Annotated in this window: 10 protein-coding genes; 8 read left to right on the forward strand and 2 right to left on the reverse strand. The window is 73.6% G+C overall.

Going from position 1 to position 16,417, the window contains the following annotated elements:
• The first annotated feature begins 35 nt into the window (after positions 1–35).
• Positions 36–5,156: a DNA repair ATPase gene (locus IEZ07_RS07850; protein ID WP_191894335.1), complete on the forward strand. Its 5,121-nt coding sequence runs from the start codon at positions 36–38 to the stop codon at positions 5,154–5,156.
• A 9-nt stretch (positions 5,157–5,165) separates the two neighbouring features.
• On the opposite strand, the gene IEZ07_RS07855 is transcribed toward IEZ07_RS07850, so the two are convergent.
• Positions 5,166–5,963, reverse strand: a complete 798-nt coding sequence (locus IEZ07_RS07855) for a PP2C family protein-serine/threonine phosphatase (RefSeq protein ID WP_191894150.1) — start codon at positions 5,961–5,963, stop codon at positions 5,166–5,168.
• Between the two features lie 84 nt (positions 5,964–6,047).
• Here IEZ07_RS07855 and IEZ07_RS07860 point away from each other — a divergent pair, with 84 nt between their 5' ends.
• Together IEZ07_RS07860 and IEZ07_RS07865 are read left to right on the forward strand one after the other, a co-directional pair.
• A complete protein-coding gene (locus IEZ07_RS07860) occupies positions 6,048–8,063 on the forward strand; it encodes an N-6 DNA methylase (protein WP_191894151.1) in 2,016 nt (671 codons plus the stop codon).
• Between the two features lie 27 nt (positions 8,064–8,090).
• A complete protein-coding gene (locus tag IEZ07_RS07865) occupies positions 8,091–8,984 on the forward strand; it encodes a serine/threonine-protein kinase (protein WP_191894152.1) in 894 nt (297 codons plus the stop codon).
• 80 nt (positions 8,985–9,064) lie between these two features.
• Here the strand turns inward: IEZ07_RS07865 and IEZ07_RS07870 are convergent, their stop codons facing one another.
• A complete protein-coding gene (locus tag IEZ07_RS07870) occupies positions 9,065–10,513 on the reverse strand; it encodes a phosphoribosyltransferase family protein (RefSeq protein WP_191894153.1) in 1,449 nt (482 codons plus the stop codon).
• A gap of 232 nt (positions 10,514–10,745) precedes the next feature.
• On the opposite strand from IEZ07_RS07870, the gene IEZ07_RS07875 reads away from it, so the two are divergent.
• The 5 genes from IEZ07_RS07875 to IEZ07_RS07895 all read left to right on the forward strand — a co-directional run bounded on the left by IEZ07_RS07875 (position 10,746) and on the right by IEZ07_RS07895 (position 16,400).
• On the forward strand, positions 10,746–12,425 hold the full coding sequence (locus IEZ07_RS07875; RefSeq protein ID WP_191894154.1) for a GspE/PulE family protein: 1,680 nt from the start codon (positions 10,746–10,748) through the stop codon (positions 12,423–12,425).
• Positions 12,426–12,594: 169 nt separating this feature from the next.
• Positions 12,595–13,710: a type IV pilus twitching motility protein PilT gene (locus tag IEZ07_RS07880; protein WP_275413786.1), complete on the forward strand. Its 1,116-nt coding sequence runs from the start codon at positions 12,595–12,597 to the stop codon at positions 13,708–13,710.
• A gap of 10 nt (positions 13,711–13,720) precedes the next feature.
• Complete coding sequence (locus tag IEZ07_RS07885; protein WP_204054307.1) at positions 13,721–14,944, forward strand: type II secretion system F family protein; 1,224 nt, start codon at positions 13,721–13,723, stop codon at positions 14,942–14,944.
• 123 nt (positions 14,945–15,067) lie between these two features.
• Positions 15,068–15,529: a prepilin-type N-terminal cleavage/methylation domain-containing protein gene (locus IEZ07_RS36170; RefSeq protein ID WP_191894156.1), complete on the forward strand. Its 462-nt coding sequence runs from the start codon at positions 15,068–15,070 to the stop codon at positions 15,527–15,529.
• An 82-nt stretch (positions 15,530–15,611) separates the two neighbouring features.
• On the forward strand, positions 15,612–16,400 hold the full coding sequence (locus IEZ07_RS07895; RefSeq protein WP_189235187.1) for a prepilin peptidase: 789 nt from the start codon (positions 15,612–15,614) through the stop codon (positions 16,398–16,400).
• Positions 16,401–16,417: the final 17 nt, after the last annotated feature.

The following is a 16,417-nucleotide window of genomic DNA, read 5'->3' on the forward strand; positions in this document are numbered from 1 at the left end:
CCGGGAGCGCGGGGAGCGCGGGGAGCACAGGGAACATGGAGGACACGGCGGGCTCGGCGGGTACGGCGGGTACGGAGAGCGCGGCGGGCCGGACGCTGGACGCGGGCACCTACGAGGTGCTCCGCGCCCGGCTCGCCGAGCAGGCGGCCGAGCTGGCCCGGCGGTCCGAGGAGCTCAACGCCCGGCGTCTGGACGTCTTCGGCGGGGCCGAGCTCCGCCTGATCGGCACCGAGCGCATCCGCACCGAGAACAACTGCGTGCCCCGCGACATCGTGTCGATCGGCGACCTGATGCTGTTCGGCTACAACGTATTCATCGGGCTCAGGCCGGAGACGACCGTCGCGGACGTCTTCTCGCTGCACCGCTTCAGCCGGGACGGCGACGCCGTCGGCTTCGGCACCGACGCCGACGCCGAACGGCTCTTCCGCCACCCGCAGTTCGAGCGGGACTTCGCCGAGCTCTACCGGTACTACCGGGAGACCCGGCTGGTCCAGCTCCGCCGGGTCGAGGGCAGGCTGCTGGCCGTCTTCCAGACCGGCCCGAAGGACATCCGGGTGCTGCGCTGGCAGGTCGGCGCGGACGGCTCGCTCGCCTACGTCGACGACCGGGGCGAGCGCGACCACGTCTTCCCCGCCTCGCACGACTTCGAGTGGACCGCCGCCACCCGCGACGACCACGTACTCGGCCGCCACCCGCACATCTCGATCCAGGGGGAGGTGTTCGTCGAGACCGTCGGCGGCGACCTCACCATCAAGATCGAGAACAACACGGAGACCGGCGAGGGGATCTACCGGGAGCCCGTCGACGAACCGCTGCAGAGCCTCGCCGACGCCGACGTGCAGCACGCCAGGATCGGCCCGCTGATCCTGCTGCGCATCCGGCCCTACAACGAGTCCGTCTGGCGGCACCTGGTCTTCAACACCCGGACCAGGGACGTCGTACGGCTGGACGGCATCGGCCAGGCCTGCCGGCGGCTCCCCGAGGACCAGGGCATCATCTTCCCCGGCGGCTACTACCTGTCCACCGGGGTCAGCAAGACCTTCGACACCGACGTCACCGACCTGGAGTTCGAGCGGGTCGTCCGCTCGGCCAACGGCGAGGACGTGCTCTACGTGTTCTACGCCCGGGCCGAGGGCCGGTCGCTGCTGCTGCCGTACAACGTGATCCGCAAGCAGGTGGCGACGCCGATCCCCTGCCACGGCTACTCGCTGTTCGACGACGGCACGCTGGTGGTGTTCCGGGCGACCTCGGACGAGCCGACCCGGGTGCACCCGATGCAGGTGTGGCAGACGCCGTTCACCTCCGACGTCTACGCCGCCGCGCAGCCGGTCGGGACCGGGCCGCTGGAGCGGATCGGCAACGCGGAGCTGGTGCGCGGCATCTCCGACTGCCTGTCGGTGGCGCGCATGGTCGAGGAGATGGCGCCGTCGGACGCCGTCTTCGAGGCGCTGATCGCGGCCTGCACGCGCGTGGCCGACCACTACCACTGGCTGGGCGACCACGGGCTGCGCGGGCCGCTGGCCGACGTCCGGGCCACCGCCGAGCAGGTGCTGGACGAGTTCGAGAAGGTCCGCTCGCTCACCGGGCAGGCCGCGGCGGCGCTGGACGCCGCCGAGGAGGAGATCTCCTCCCTCGTGCGGCGGGCCCGCGGCGAGGCGGCCCGCTCCGCCACCGAGTGGGTCACCCGGCTGGCCGGGCTCCGCCAGGCGCAGGGCCACCTGGTGACCCTGCGCGAGCTGCGCTACGCCGACACCGGCCGGATCGACCGGCTGGACGCCGGACTGGCGGCCGCGCTCGACGACACGGCGCAGCGCGCGGTCGGCTTCCTGCGCGGCGAGGACGCCTTCGCCGGCTACCACGCCGAGGTCGAACGGCTGGTCGAGGAGGCCGGGGCCATCACCGGCACGGCCGAGGCGGCGGGCGTGGGCGAGCGCCTGGCCGCGCAGTCGCGGGGCCTGGAGACCGTGATCGAGGTGGTCGGCACGCTGGACATCGCCGACGCGGGGGCGCGCACCGGCATCCTGGAGCGGATCGGCGAGGTCCTCGGCGGGGTCAACCGGGCCCGGGCCACCCTGGAGGCGCGCCGGCGCGAGCTGCTGGCGACCGAGGGCCGCGCCGCCTTCGCCGCCGAGTTCGCCCTGCTGGGGCAGGCGGTCACCGGCGCCCTCGCGATGGCCGACACCCCCGACCGGTGCGACGAGCAGCTCGGCCGGCTGATGCTCCGGCTGGAGAACCTGGAGTCGCGCTTCGCCGAGTTCGACGACTTCCTGGCCCGGCTGGGCGCCGAGCGCGAGAACGTCTACGAGGCGTTCTCCTCCCGGCGGCAGGCCCTGCTGGACGAGCGGGCCCGCCGGGCCGGCCGGCTGGCCGAGTCGGCCGACCGGATCCTGTCCAGCGTGCGGCGCCGGGCGGCCTCGCTCGGCTCGGTCGACGAGATCAACACCTACTTCGCCTCCGACCCGATGGTGACCAAGCTGCACGCGGTCGCCGGGGAGCTGCGCGAGCTGGACGAGGCGGTCCGCGCCGAGGAGCTGGAGGGGCGGGTCAAGTCCGCCCGCCAGGAGGCCGGCCGCGCCCTGCGCGACCGCCTCGACCTCTACAGCGACGGCGGCGAGACCATCAGGCTGGGCCGGCACCGCTTCGCGGTCAACACCCAGGCAGCCGACCTGACGCTGGTCCCGCACGGCGAGGCGATGGCGTTCGCGGTCACCGGTACCGACTACCGCTCCCCCGTCACCGACCCGGCGTTCGCCGCGACCCGGCCGTTCTGGTCCCAGCTGCTGGTCTCGGAGTCGCCGGAGGTCTACCGGGGCGAGCACCTGGCCGCCTCGATCCTGGCCGCCGCCGAGGCGGGCGCACCGGCCGCGGGCGCTTCCGGGAACGGCACCTTCGGGAACGGCGCTTCCAGGAACGACACCTCCGGGGACGACACCTCCGGGCACGGCGGCTCCGCGGTCTCGCTGGACGCGCTGCACGAGGCGGCGGTGGCCGAGGGCGGGCTGCTCGGGATCGTCCGGCGGGTCGCGGAGAGCCGCTACGACGAGGGTTACGAGCGGGGCGTGCACGACCACGACGCCGCGGCGATCCTGGACGTCGTGCTCCGGCTGCACGCGGGCGCGGGGTTGCTGCGCTATCCCCCGGCCGCCCGCGCCGCCGCCCAGTTCTTCTGGGCCTTCGGCACCGACGAGGCCGCACGCGCCTCCTGGAGCACCAAGGCGGTCTCGCTGGCGCGGGCCCGCGCCCGGTTCGGGCGGGTGGAGGCGGTGGAGGAGACCTGCCGCGCCCTGGGCTCCGCCGTCGCGGCCTTCATGGCCCGTCTGGACGGCACGCCCGGCACCGGCGGCGCGAGCGCCCCGGACGGCACCGGCGGTCTGAACGGCACCGGCGCCGCAGGTGCCCTGGACGGCGGCGGCGCGGACGGCGGGGAGGGGCCGGAGGTCCGGGACGACCTCGCCGGGCTCGCCGGGGAGTACCTGTTCGAGGAGCTGGCGGGCGCGCCCGCCGGGTTCGTGACGAGCGCCGGGGCCCGGAGGCTGCTGGAGCGCTTCGACCGGGCGCTGGGCCCGGCCCGCGCGGAGTTCGAGGACGACCTGCGCGCCCTGGCCGGGGACCTGCCCGCCCGCGTGCGGCTGGCGGGGGCGTGGCTGGAGGCGTTCGAGCGCTCCCCCGAGCTGCCCGAGGCGCTGGCCGTACTCCTGTGCGAACTGCCCCGCCACGACTCGTCGGCGGCGCTGACCGCGACCGCCGAGGGCCTGCTCGGCGCGCACCCGCGCGTCACCGGGCGGCGGCTGGAGGTGCGCCTGGACGAGTTCCTCGCCAGGACCCGGCGCTTCAGGACCCACCGCGTCCCCGCCTACCGGGAGTACCTGCGGCGGCGCAACGAGCTGGTCGCCGCCGAGCGGGCGCGCCTGCGGCTGGAGGAGTACCGGCCGAAGGTGATGAGCTCGTTCGTCCGCAACCAGCTGCTCGACGAGGTCTACCTGCCGCTCATCGGCGACAACCTGGCCAAGCAGCTGGGCGCGAGCGGCGACGCCAAGCGGACCGACCAGATGGGACTGCTGCTGCTCGTCTCCCCGCCCGGTTACGGCAAGACGACCCTGATGGAGTACGTCGCCGGCCGCCTGGGCCTGGTCTTCGTGAAGGTCAACGGCCCGGCGCTGGGCCACCGCGTCACCTCGGTGGACCCGGCCGAGGCCCCCGACGCGACCTCCCGCCAGGAGGTCGAGAAGATCAACCTCGCGCTGGAGATGGGCGGCAACGTCCTGCTCTACCTCGACGACATCCAGCACACCTCCCCCGAGCTGCTGCAGAAGTTCATCTCGCTCTGCGACGGCCAGCGCCGCATGGAGGGGGTCTGGAACGGCCGGAGCCGCACCTACGACCTGCGCGGCAAGCGCTTCGCGGTCTGCATGGCGGGCAACCCGTACACCGAGTCCGGCAAGCGGTTCCGCATCCCCGACATGCTCGCCAACCGCGCCGACGTCTGGAACCTCGGCGACGTGCTCTCGGGCCGGGAGGAGCTGTTCGCGCTGAGCTACGTGGACAACGCGCTGACCTCCAACCCGGTCCTGGCGCCGCTGTCCACCCGCGACCGCGACGACGTCCGCCTGCTGGTACGGCTGGCGCAGGGCGACCCCGCCGTCCGCGCCGACCGGCTCGCCCACCCCTACTCCCCGGTCGAGCTGGAGCAGGTCCTCGCCGTGCTGCGGCGGCTGCTCCAGGTGCAGCGGGTGGTGCTGGCCGTCAACCGGGCCTACATCGCCTCGGCCGCCCAGTCCGACGACGCGCGGACCGAGCCGCCGTTCCGGCTGCAGGGGTCCTACCGGAACATGGCCAAGCTCGCCGCCCGGATCGTGCCGGTGATGAACGACGCCGAACTGGAGGCCGTCATCGACGACCACTATCTCGGCGAGGCGCAGACCCTCACCTCCGGTGCCGAGGCCAACCTGCTCAAGCTGGCCGAGCTCCGGGGGCGGCTCACCCCGGAGCAGGCCGGGCGGTGGGCCGAGGTGAAGGCCGCGTACGTGCGCGCCCGGGCCCTCGGCGGCAGCGAGGACGACGCGGTGACCCGGGCCGTCGGCGCCGTCGGCCTGCTCGCCGACCGGGTCAGCACCGCCATCGGGCAGGCCGCCGAGCGGCTCGCGCCGGAGCCCTGAGAACCGGGGTCAGGGGGTCAGTCTGCGTTCGGCCGCGGCGCCGACGACGAGGCGCTCCGCGGAGGCCGGGTGGGGGCCGAAGTCGGCGATGACGCAGGTGATGTTGTCCGGACCGCCGCCCCGGTTGGCCAGGTCGATCAGGAGACGGGCGGCCTCGTCGGGGTCGCCGACGTCGGTGAGGGTGTTGAACAGGGTCTCCGGGCCGACCACGGCGGTCAGGCCGTCGGAGCAGAGCAGGTAGCGGTCGCCCGGCCGGGCCTCGCGCAGGGTCAGGTCCAGCTCTCCGTCGCCGGTGCCCTCCAGCACGCGCAGGACCATCGACCGGCGCGGGTGCTCGGCCGCCTGCTCCGGGGTGATCCGCCCCTCGTCCACCAGCGACTGGACGAGGGTGTGGTCGTGGGTGATCTGGAAGAGGGCGCCGTCGCGCAGCATGTAGGCGCGGGAGTCTCCGACGTGGGCCAGCGCGAACGCGGCGCCGTCCCAGAGCATGGCGGTGAAGGTGGTGCCCATCCCGCGCAGCGCGGGCTCGCGCTCGGCCATCTCGCGCAGCGCGTGGTTGACGTCCCTGGCGACGCCCTTGAGTGCGTCCTGCAGGTCGGCGCCCGTCACCGGGAGGCGCTCGTCCAGCGCGGCCAGGGTGGTGACGGCGAGCGAGCTGGCGACCTCTCCGCCCGCGTGGCCGCCCATCCCGTCGGCGACGGCCAGCAGGCGGGCGCTGGCGTAGCCCGAGTCCTCGTTGGACTCGCGGCGGACCCCGACATCGGAGCGGGCGGCGTAGCGCAGTGCCAGTCCTTCGTTTTGTGCCATGAGGGCAGTAAAGCACTGGTTGAAGCACTTCACAAGCAAAGATGTTGTAGACCGTTTCAGCCTGGTCAACTACTCTGACTGCCTATGGAGGAGAGCCGGGACATCACCGTCAACGCGGGCGACATCGCCCGGCTCGCCGACGTGGGACGGGCCGCCGTCAGCAACTGGCGCCGCCGCCACGAGGACTTCCCGCAGCCGGTCGGCGGCACCGCCTCCAGCCCGCTCTTCTCCCTCTCCGAGGTCGCCGCGTGGCTGCGCGGCAACGGCAAGCCCTTCGAGGTCTCCCTCGGCGACCTGGTCTGGCAGCGGATCCGCACCACCGCCGACGACCTGCGGCTGGGCGGGCTGGTGGGCCGGATCGGCGCCTTCCTGCTCTTCCTGCACCGCGAGCCCGGCGCCTGGGACGAGTACGGCCTGCGCCCCCCTCCGGGACGCGACGGGCACAGCGGGGACGACGGGCACGACGGGGACGGTGAGCGCGCCGTACTCGGCGGGAACGGCGGACGGCCCCTCCCCGGGCAACCTCTCCCCGGGCGGACCCTCGCCGAGCGCGTCGCGGCCGCCACGGCCGACCTGCCCGGCTCCGCCGAGCCGCCGCCCGGTGACCGCGCCCTGCTCCGGCTGGTCGCCCGGCTGGCCGCGGCGGACGGCCCGCTGGCGGCGTTCGAGTTCCTCTGCGAGCGCTACGCCGAGGCCCACTCCCGGCAGCTCGCGGTGACCAGGGAGGACGTGGCCGCGCTGATGACCCGGCTGGTCGTCCCGGACGGCGGCACCGTGCTGGACCCGGCCTGCGGCGTCGGCACGCTCCTGCTGCCCGCGGGCACGCCGATCGGCCAGGAGCTCAGCGAGACGAACGCCCGGCTCGCCGCGGTCCGGCTGCTGCTGCGCGGCACGCCCGCCCGGATCACCGCCGGCGACTCGCTCCGCGAGGACCGGCTGGCCGGCGAACTCGCCGACGCGGTGGTCTGCGACCCGCCGTTCAACGAGCGCGCGTGGGGCTACGAGGAGCTGACCGGCGACCCCCGCTGGGAGTACGGCCTGCCGCCCCGCGGCGAGTCCGAGCTCGCCTGGGTGCAGCACTGCCTGGCCCACGTGCGGCCCGGAGGGCTGGTGGCGATCCTGATGCCCGCCGCCGCGGCCGGACGCCGCCCGGGCAAGCGCATCCGGGGCAACCTGCTGCGGGCCGGTGCCCTGCGGGCCGTCGTCAGCCTCGCCCCGGGCGGGCCCGACCTGTGGCTGCTGCGCCGTCCCGACGGGGGCCGGCCCCCCTCCCGCCTGCTGCTGGTGGACGCGGCCGAGGACCTGTCGGCGGTGGAGCCCGCCTGGCGCGCCTACCTCGAGGACCCGGAGGCCGAGCCGTCCGGCGCCGGCCGTACGATCCGGATCATCGACCTGCTCGACGACGAGGTCGACCTGACCCCCGCCCGGCACCGCCCGCAGCAGGGCGCGCTGGACTTCGCCCGCGACTTCGCCGACGCGCTGGACCGGTTCCGGGCGGCCTCCGCCACGCTGGCGGACGCGCCTCCCGCCCTGGAGCCGCCGCTCGAGCGCCACGACCTCCCGGTCACCACGATCGGCGAGCTGGCCAAGGCCGGCCTGGTCACCGTCCTGACGGCCCCGCCGAGGATGGCCTCCGGCACCGGGCCCGTCCCGGTCCTGACCGCCGAGGACGCCGCGGCGGGCGCGCCGCCCTCTGGGGGCACCGTGCTCGACCCCGCGCTGGTCATGGTCAGGCCCGGCGACGTCGTGGCCACCGCCCTGGGCGCGGTCCGGGTGGTCGCCGAGCCGGGCGCGGCGCTGGGACCGCAGCTCACCCTCTACCGGGTGGACCCCTCCCGGCTCGACCCCCACTTCCTGGCCGGATGCCTGCGCTCCGCCGGGCGGTCCGCCCACCCCGGCTCCAGCCGGCTCGACGTGCGGCGGGCCCGGGTGCCGATGCTGCCGATCACCGAGCAGCGCCGGTACGGCGCGGCCTTCCGCGAGCTGACCGCGCTGGAGGACGGGCTCCGTGAGACGGCGGCACGGGGAGAGACCTTGATCAGGCTAAGCTTTGACGGACTGGTCGACGGCCACCTGAGGCCGTGCGACCGAGGGGTGTGAGTCCCGGGAGTCCGCGGGGAGGGCCGCATGGTCATCGGCGACCGGTACGTTCTCGACGACCTCCCCCTGGGGCAGGGAGGCATGGGCGCGGTCTACGCCGGCCATGACAGGCACCTCGACCGGCGGGTGGCCGTCAAGTTCCTGCGCCTGCACACCGGTCCCGACGAGGAGCTGCAGCGCCGATTCCTCCGCGAGGCCCGCATCCTGGCCCGGCTGGAGCATCCCGGCGCACCCGTGCTGTACGACTTCGGCACCTTCGACCAGCGGCTGTTCCAGGTGATGCAGTTCATCGAGGGCGTCACCGTGGCCGACCTGGTCAGCGAGCACGGCCCGCTCCCGGTCCCGTGGGCCGCCGCCATCGCCGCCCAGGCCTGCGCGGTGCTCTCCGCCGCGCACGCGCTCTCGATCTGCCACCGCGACCTCAAGCCGACCAACCTGATGCTCTGCCCCGACGGGAGCGTCAAGGTCCTGGACTTCGGCCTGGCGATGTTCCGCGAGACCGGCTCCACCCGGTTCACCCGGGTCGGCCAGCTGCTCGGCACCCCCGCCTACATGGCCCCCGAGCAGATCCAGCGCGGCCTGGCCGGCCCGCGCAGCGACCTGTACGCGCTGGGCTGCGTGATCCACGAGATGCTGACCGGCAGGCAGCTGTTCACCGGCCCCACCGAGTACGCCGTGTTCGAGCGGCAGGTCAACGAGCGCCCGCCGCCCGTCCCCGGCGTGCCCGGCGGGCTGGACCGGCTCATCGGGGAGCTGCTGGAGAAGGACCCCGACCGCCGCCCGGCCGGCGCCGACGAGCTCTACGAGCGGCTCCAGCGGTTCGCCGTGGACCTCCCCATGCTCCCCGGCTTCCTCAGCCCGCCGTCGTCCGCCAGCCCGGTGCGGATGTACGCCCGCGTGGTCGGCCGCGTCCTGGCCTGACGGCGCCGGGCCGGACCGCTCCGCGCCGGAGGGCCGCGACCGCGCGCGACGACGCGGATCCGCCGGTCGCGCGGGGCGGCTCACCGCCGCGCGACCGGCGCCAGGTGTGCGGTGAACCAGTCGCGGGCGAACTCCGAGACGGTCTCCAGGGCGCCCGGCTCCTCGAACAGGTGGGTGGCGCCGGGGACGATCCGCAGGCTGCTCTCGCAGCGCAGCCGCCGCTGCGCCGCCCGGTTGAGCTCCAGCACCGCCTCGTCGTCCCCGCCGACGATCAGCAGGGTCGCGGCCCGTACGGCGGGCAGCCGGGGCCCGGCCAGGTCGGGCCGGCCGCCCCGGGAGACGACGGCGGCGATGTCGGCCCCCGGCTCGGCGGCCGCCCACAGCGCCGCGGCGGCCCCGGTGCTGGCCCCGAAGTAGGCGGTCCGGAGGCCCCGGACCCCCTGGTGCCCGCGCAGCCAGCCGGTGACCCGGCCGAGCCGGCCGGCCAGCAGGGGCACGTCGAAGACGTTGCCCCGGTCGAGCTCCTCGTCCGGGGTGAGCAGGTCGAACAGGAGCACGGCCAGGCCGGCGCGGTAGAGGGCGGTCGCGACCTGGCGGTTGCGCGGGCTGTGCCGGCTGCTCCCGCTGCCGTGCACGAAGACCACCGTCCCGGCGGCCGCGTCCGGTACGGCCAGCCGGCCGGGCAGCCGGACGTCCCCGGCGTCCGCCTGGACCTCCGCGGTGAAGGCGGGGACCCGGTCCCCGGCTCCGCTCTCCGCCGCCGTGTCCCCGCCCGGCGCCGCACTCCTGCCCACCGCGCTCTCCCCTGCCGCGCTCCTCGTCGCGTCCCTTCCGGACCCACCCGCCTCGACCGCGTCCCCTGCGGGCCCGCCCGCCCCGGAGGCCTCGGCGTGCGTGGAGGCGGCCCGCCGGAGCAGTTCGACCACCTGCGCGTCGGAGGTCTGGTCGAAGTCGCGGTACCAGGCGCCGATGGCGAACAGGTCGTCGGGAGCGAGCAGGCACACCACCTCGTCGGCGGCCCCGCGCAGGCTCTCGATCGCCTCCGGCGCCCCGACCGGGACCGCCAGCACCACCCGCGAGGCGCCGTGCGCCCGGGCGACCCGGCAGGCGGCGCGGGCCGTACCGCCGGTGGCGATCCCGTCGTCCACCACGATCACGGTGCGACCCTCCAGGGCCACGGGAGGGCGGTCACCGCGGAAGCGGCGGGCCCGGCGTTCCAGCTCGGCCCGCTCGGCCTCCTCCACCCGGGCCATCTCCTCGCCGGTGAGCCGCGCGGCCCGCACCACGTCGTCGTTGACGACGCGCACCCCGCCCTCCCCGATGGCGCCGAAGCCCAGCTCCGGCTGGACGGGCACGCCGAGCTTGCGCACCACGATCACGTCCAGCGGCGCGTCCAGGACCCGCGCCACCTCGGACGCCACCGGGACACCGCCTCTCGGCAGCCCCACCACGACCGTGCCCGCGCCTCCGGCATGGCCCCTCAGCCGTTCGGCCAGCCTCGTCCCCGCGTCATGACGGTCGAAGAACATCGCCGTTCACCCCCTGCCGGGCGCCCTCCCTCATCGGGTCGCCCGGGGTCGTCGCCGGAGCCCTACCCGGTCCCCGCCGCGCCAAAAGCCTCCGTCCGGCGCTCGTCCGGCGCCGGCCTCCACCGGAGGAGAGGGATCGAACCGCGCAGAAGTGGCTCAGATGGCGCGCCCGACGGCCGATGGGGTTTCCGTAACGGGGACCGAGTCGGCGAAGGCCGCTGCTAGGGGTGAAATGAACCAGCTATTCTCGCCGCTGCTCAACGCACTGAAGCAGCTGGGGGTCGACCCGCAGGCGCTGGAGCGGGCGGCCGGGGAGGCCGAGCGCACCGGGCGCTCCCTGCGCGCGGTGCTGATCCACGACAACATCGTCACCGAGGGGCAGCTCACCGAGGCCTCGGCGATCGAGTACGGGATCAAGAGCGTCGACCTGGTCGGCTACCCGATCGACCCGGCCGCGATGGCCAAGATCCCGCTCTCCCTGATGCTGCGGCACCGCGTCCTCGGTCTCTCCCTGGACGAGGACACGCACGAGATCACGGTCGGCATCACCGACCCGGGCGACGTGCTGGCCCTCGACGACGTGCGCGCGGCGACCGGGCTGACGGTCCGCCCCGTCGTGGTGGCTCGCAGCGACCTGCGCCACATCATGGACCGGCTCAAGCGCGAGGAGAACGACCTCGGCGACCTCGGCGAGACGCTCCGCGCCGAGCACCAGGCCGAGACCGTCTCGAACCTGAACTCCGTCGACGAGGACGCGCCGATCGTCCGGTACGTCAACTCGCTGCTGGAGCAGGGCATCCAGAACCGCGCCTCGGACCTTCACCTGGAGCCGACCGAGCACGACATGCGGGTGCGCTACCGCATCGACGGCGTGCTGCACGAGGTCGACACCGTGCCCCGGCACGTGCAGTCGGCCCTCATCTCCCGTCTGAAGATCATGTCGAACGTCGACATCACCGAGCGCCGGATCCCGCAGAACGGCCGCATCACCGTCATGATCAACGGCCGGAAGGTCGACCTGCGGACCGCGACCCTGCCCACCGTGTGGGGCGAGAAGATCGTGCTGCGCGTCCTCGACACCGGCGGCATCAACCTCAAGCTCGACAGTCTCGGCTTCACCGAGGACAACCATCACCGCTTCTCCGGCTCGTTCACCAAGCCGCACGGCATGGTGCTGGTGACCGGGCCGACCGGCTCCGGCAAGTCGACCACGCTCTACGCCACCCTCGCGGCGATCAGCAAGCCCACCGTCAACATCATCACCGTCGAGGACCCGGTCGAGTACCGCCTGCCCGGCATCAACCAGGTGCAGGTGGACCACAAGGCCGGGCTGACCTTCGCGGCCGTGCTGCCGGCGATCCTGCGCTCGGACCCCGACGTCGTGCTGATCGGTGAGATCCGCGACCGGACCACCGCCCAGCTCGCCGTCGAGGCCGCCCTCACCGGCCACCTCGTGCTCTCCACCCTGCACACCAACGACGCGCCCAGCGCCGTCGTGCGCCTGACGGAGATGGGCATCGAGCCCTTCCTCGTCGGCTCGTCCGTCGACTGCGTGCTGGCCCAGCGGCTCGCGCGCAGGCTGTGCGACTGGTGCAAGGAAGAGTACGTCCCCACCGAGGCCGAGCTGGCCGGCGCCCGGTGGCCCACCGGCGACCTGGCCCTGCCGGAGCGGCTCTGGCGGCCGGCCGGCTGCCGCAACTGCGCGAACACCGGCTACCGCGGCCGGATCGCGCTGCACGAGGTCATGCCGATGTCCCCGGAGATCGAGCGCCTCACCGTCCAGCACGCCTCGGCGAGCGAGGTGCAGCGGACCGCCGAGGCCCAGGGCATGCTCGCGCTGCGCACCGACGGCCTGGCCAAGGCCGCCGCGGGCCAGACCTCGATCCAGGAGGTCCTGCGCGTCGCGATCTGACGCACGGGTCACCCGCCCTCCCGGATCCGGGCACGCACCGCCCTCGGATCCGGAGACGAACGGCTCCCGGATCCGGCCCGGATCCGGACACGAACGACCCTCGGATCCGGCTCAGATCCGGGCACCACCGGCCGAAGAGTCCGGCATCAGTACGGCAAGGAGATTTCCGATGGAGACAGTGCAGGCGCCCGGCCGGCCGGGGGGCGACCTCGACGGCGCGCGCGGGCACCTCGACGCGATGCTGGTGGCCCTGGTCCGCGAGGGCGGCTCCGACCTGCACCTGACGGCGGGCGTCCCGCCCACCGTCCGGGTGGACGGCCGGATGCGGCAGCTGCCGGGTTACCCGCCCCTCGCCCCGGGTGACACGACGGCGCTGCTGCGCACGGTGGTGAGCGAGGAGCAGTGGCGCCACTTCGAACGCCACCAGGAGTTCGACGTCGGCTACAGCATCGAGGGCGTCTCCCGCTTCCGCGCCAACCTCTACCGGCAGCGCGGCTCGCACGGGGCGGTCTTCCGCGCCATCCCGCACACGATCAAGCCGCTGGAGGAGCTGGGGCTGCCGGAGGCGGTGGCCAGGTTCGCCCAGCTGCCCCGCGGGCTGGTGCTGGTCACCGGGCCTACCGGCTCGGGCAAGACCTCCACCCTCGCCGCCCTGGTCGACCTGGCCAACCGCACCCGGTCGGGCCACATCGTCACCATCGAGGACCCGATCGAGTTCCTGCACCAGCACAAGATGTGCATCGTCAACCAGCGCGAGGTCGGCGCGGACACGGCGTCGTTCGCCGACGCGCTCAAGCACGCGTTGCGCCAGGACCCGGACATCATCCTGGTCGGCGAGCTGCGCGACCTGGAGACGACCTCCACGGCGCTGTCCGCCGCGGAGACCGGTCACCTGGTCCTGGCCACCCTGCACACGCAGAGCGCCGCGCAGACGATCGACCGCGTGATCGACATCTTCCCCCCGCACCAGCAGGCGCAGATCCGCATGCAGCTGTCCACGGCCCTGCAGGGCGTCGTCACCCAGACCCTGCTGCCGCGGGCGGACGGCCTCGGCCGCACCGTCGTGGCGGAGATCATGGTCGCCACCCCCGCGATCCGCAACCTGATCCGCGAGGGCAAGAGCCACCAGATTCCGTCCTTCATGCAGGCCGGGGGCGGGGAGGGCATGCTCTCGTTCGACCAGCACCTGGCCGAGCGGGTCCGCCAGGGACTCGTCACCTTCGAGCAGGCGCTCGACATCTGCCACGCGGCGGATGACTTCAGGCGCCTCGTCGGATGGGCGTGATCCCGTGCCGGTGACCAAGACCTTCGAGTACCAGACCGTCGACCTCGGCGGCAAGCGGGCCAAGGGCACCATCGAGGCCCCCAACGAGGCGGCCGCGGCCCAGCAGCTCCGCCAGCAGGGCCTCGTCCCCGTCTCGATCTCCGAGGGCGGCTCGCTGCTGCGCCGGGAGCTCACGATCCCCGGCCTCGGCGGCCGTACCACGCTCAAGGACCTGGCGGTCTTCACCCGCCAGTTCGCGACCATGACCGCCTCCGGCATGTCGCTGATGCGCTCGCTGTCGGTCCTGGAGGACCAGGCGACCAAACCGTCGCTGAAGAAGGCGATCAGCGAGGTGCGGGTGGACATCGAGGCGGGCGTCTCGCTCTCCTCGGCGCTCGGCAGGCACCCCAAGGTCTTCCCGGCGATCATGGTCGCGATGGTCAAGGCGGGCGAGGCGGGCGGCTTCCTCGACGGCGCGCTGGAGCGCATCGCCGTCAACCTGGAGAAGGACGCCTCCCTGCGCGGGAAGATCAAGGGCGCGATGACCTACCCGGTCATCGTCCTGGCCTTCACCGGGGTGCTCGTGGCCGGCGTGCTGGCCTTCATCGTCCCGGTCTTCGAGGGCATGTTCGCCCAGTTCGGCGGGGAGCTCCCGCTGCCGACGCAGATCCTCGTCGACGCCAGCCACAGCCTGCTCTGGTCCGGCCCGCTGTTCGTCGGCGTCGTGCTGGGGTCGGTCTTCCTGTTCCGGCGGGAGCTGGGACGCAGACCCGCGCTGCGGCTCGCGTTCGACAAGGTGAAACTGCGCCTGCCGGTCTTCGGGAAGCTGTTCGCGAAGATCGCCGTCAGCCGGTTCTCCCGCAACCTCGGCGTCCTGCTGGGGGTCGGCGTGCCGGTGATGCAGGCGCTGGAGGTCGTCGGCGCCACCACGGGCAACGCGGTCATCTCCGAGGCGACGAAGGACCTGCAGTCGTCCGTCCGCGACGGCCTGCCCATGTCGGCGCAGCTCGCCAAGCACCCGGTCTTCCCGCGGATGGTCGCGCAGATGATTGAAGTGGGCGAAGAGAGCGGGCAAATCAGTCAGATGCTCGACAAGGTTGCCGATTTCTATGACAGAGAGGTCGACACGGCGGCGGAGTCGCTGACCGCCTCGATCGAGCCGCTCATGGTCATCGTCATGGGCGTCGTGGTCGGCGGCATGGTCCTCTGCCTCTACCTGCCGATGTTCACGATCTACCAGAACATCCAGGGCTAGCACGACCCTCACAGGCTTTCCGTGCGCGCCACGGAATGACCGGCCGCGAGGCCGGACCGGCGTCAGGGCGACCGTCCGGGACGTCACTCCCCATCCCAAAGAATGATTCACAGGAGTCTCACCATGAAGGCAACGCTCCGGCGTCTGCAGACGCGCGCGCACGGCGACCGCGGCTTCACCCTCATCGAACTGCTGGTGGTCGTCGTGATCATCGGCGTCCTGGTCGCCATCGCGATCCCGGTGTACATGAACTACCAGAAGGGCGCGGCGGACAAGGCCGCACAGTCCGACGTGCGAGGCGCCATCACCGCCGTGGAGAACTACTACACGACGAACAGCAACTCCTACCCGGAGGACGCGTCCGACAACAAGAACTTCTCCTTCGGAGAGGGCACCACGGCGCAGCCGGTGACCGTTTCGACCGGCACCACGCTGGGCTACAAGAAGCTCGGCGAGGGCGAGGGCTACATCATCTGCGCCAAGAACGACGGCGGCACGGACGCGGTGTACGAGTACAAGAGCGCTGCGGGCGGTTCGGTCAAGCCGTCCACCGCGACGGACGTCGCGGGCTGCCTCGGCTCCTAATTCGATCCGGCGGGGCGGCACTCCAACCGTGCCGCCCCGCCGGACCCCGTAGTGAACCCATCGCGAGGAAGGAGAGACCCCGATGGACGCGCTCGTGCCCGCCCTGGCCGCCCTGCTCGGCCTGCTGGTCGGCTCCTTCCTCAACGTGGTCATCCACCGGGTGCCGCGGGCCGAGTCGCTGCTGCGGCCCGGCTCGCACTGCCCCGCCTGCTCCGCCCCCGTCCGCCCCTGGCAGAACGTGCCGGTGCTGAGCTGGCTCGCGCTGCGCGGCCGGTGCGCCGCCTGCCGGGAGCCGATCAGCGTCCGCTACCCCCTGGTCGAGCTGGCCACCGCGCTGCTGTTCGCCGCGGTAGCCGCCCGGCTCGGGGCGACGCCCGAACTCCCCGCCTACCTCTACCTCGCCGCGGTCGCGGTGGCGCTCGCCATGATCGACCTCGACGTGCAGCGGCTGCCGAACGCGATCGTCCTGCCGTCGTACGCCGTCGGCGCCCTGCTCCTGCTCCCCGCGGCACTCGCCGGCCCCGGCTGGACGGCCGCCCTGCGCGGCCTGGCCGCGATGGCCGCGCTGTACGCCTTCTACTTCGCGCTCGCCTGGTTCTACCCGGGGGGCATGGGCTTCGGCGACGTGAAACTCGCCGGACTGCTCGGCCTCTACCTGGGCTGGCTGGGCTGGAGCGCGGTCGTGATCGGCACGTTCGCCGCCTTCCTGCTCGGCGGGATCGCCGGGGTGACGCTGCTGGCCACCGGCCGGGCCGGCCGCAAGACCGCCCTGCCGTTCGGCCCGGCCATGCTCGCCGGCGCCCTGCTCGCCCTCTTCGCCGCCGGACCGATCGCCGCCTGGTACGGCGCCCTACTCCTCCCCTCCGCCTGACCCCGGCCCCGCACCCC

Source organism: Planomonospora parontospora (assembly GCA_014647935.1).
Taxonomy (GTDB): Bacteria; Actinomycetota; Actinomycetes; order Streptosporangiales; family Streptosporangiaceae; genus Planomonospora; species Planomonospora parontospora.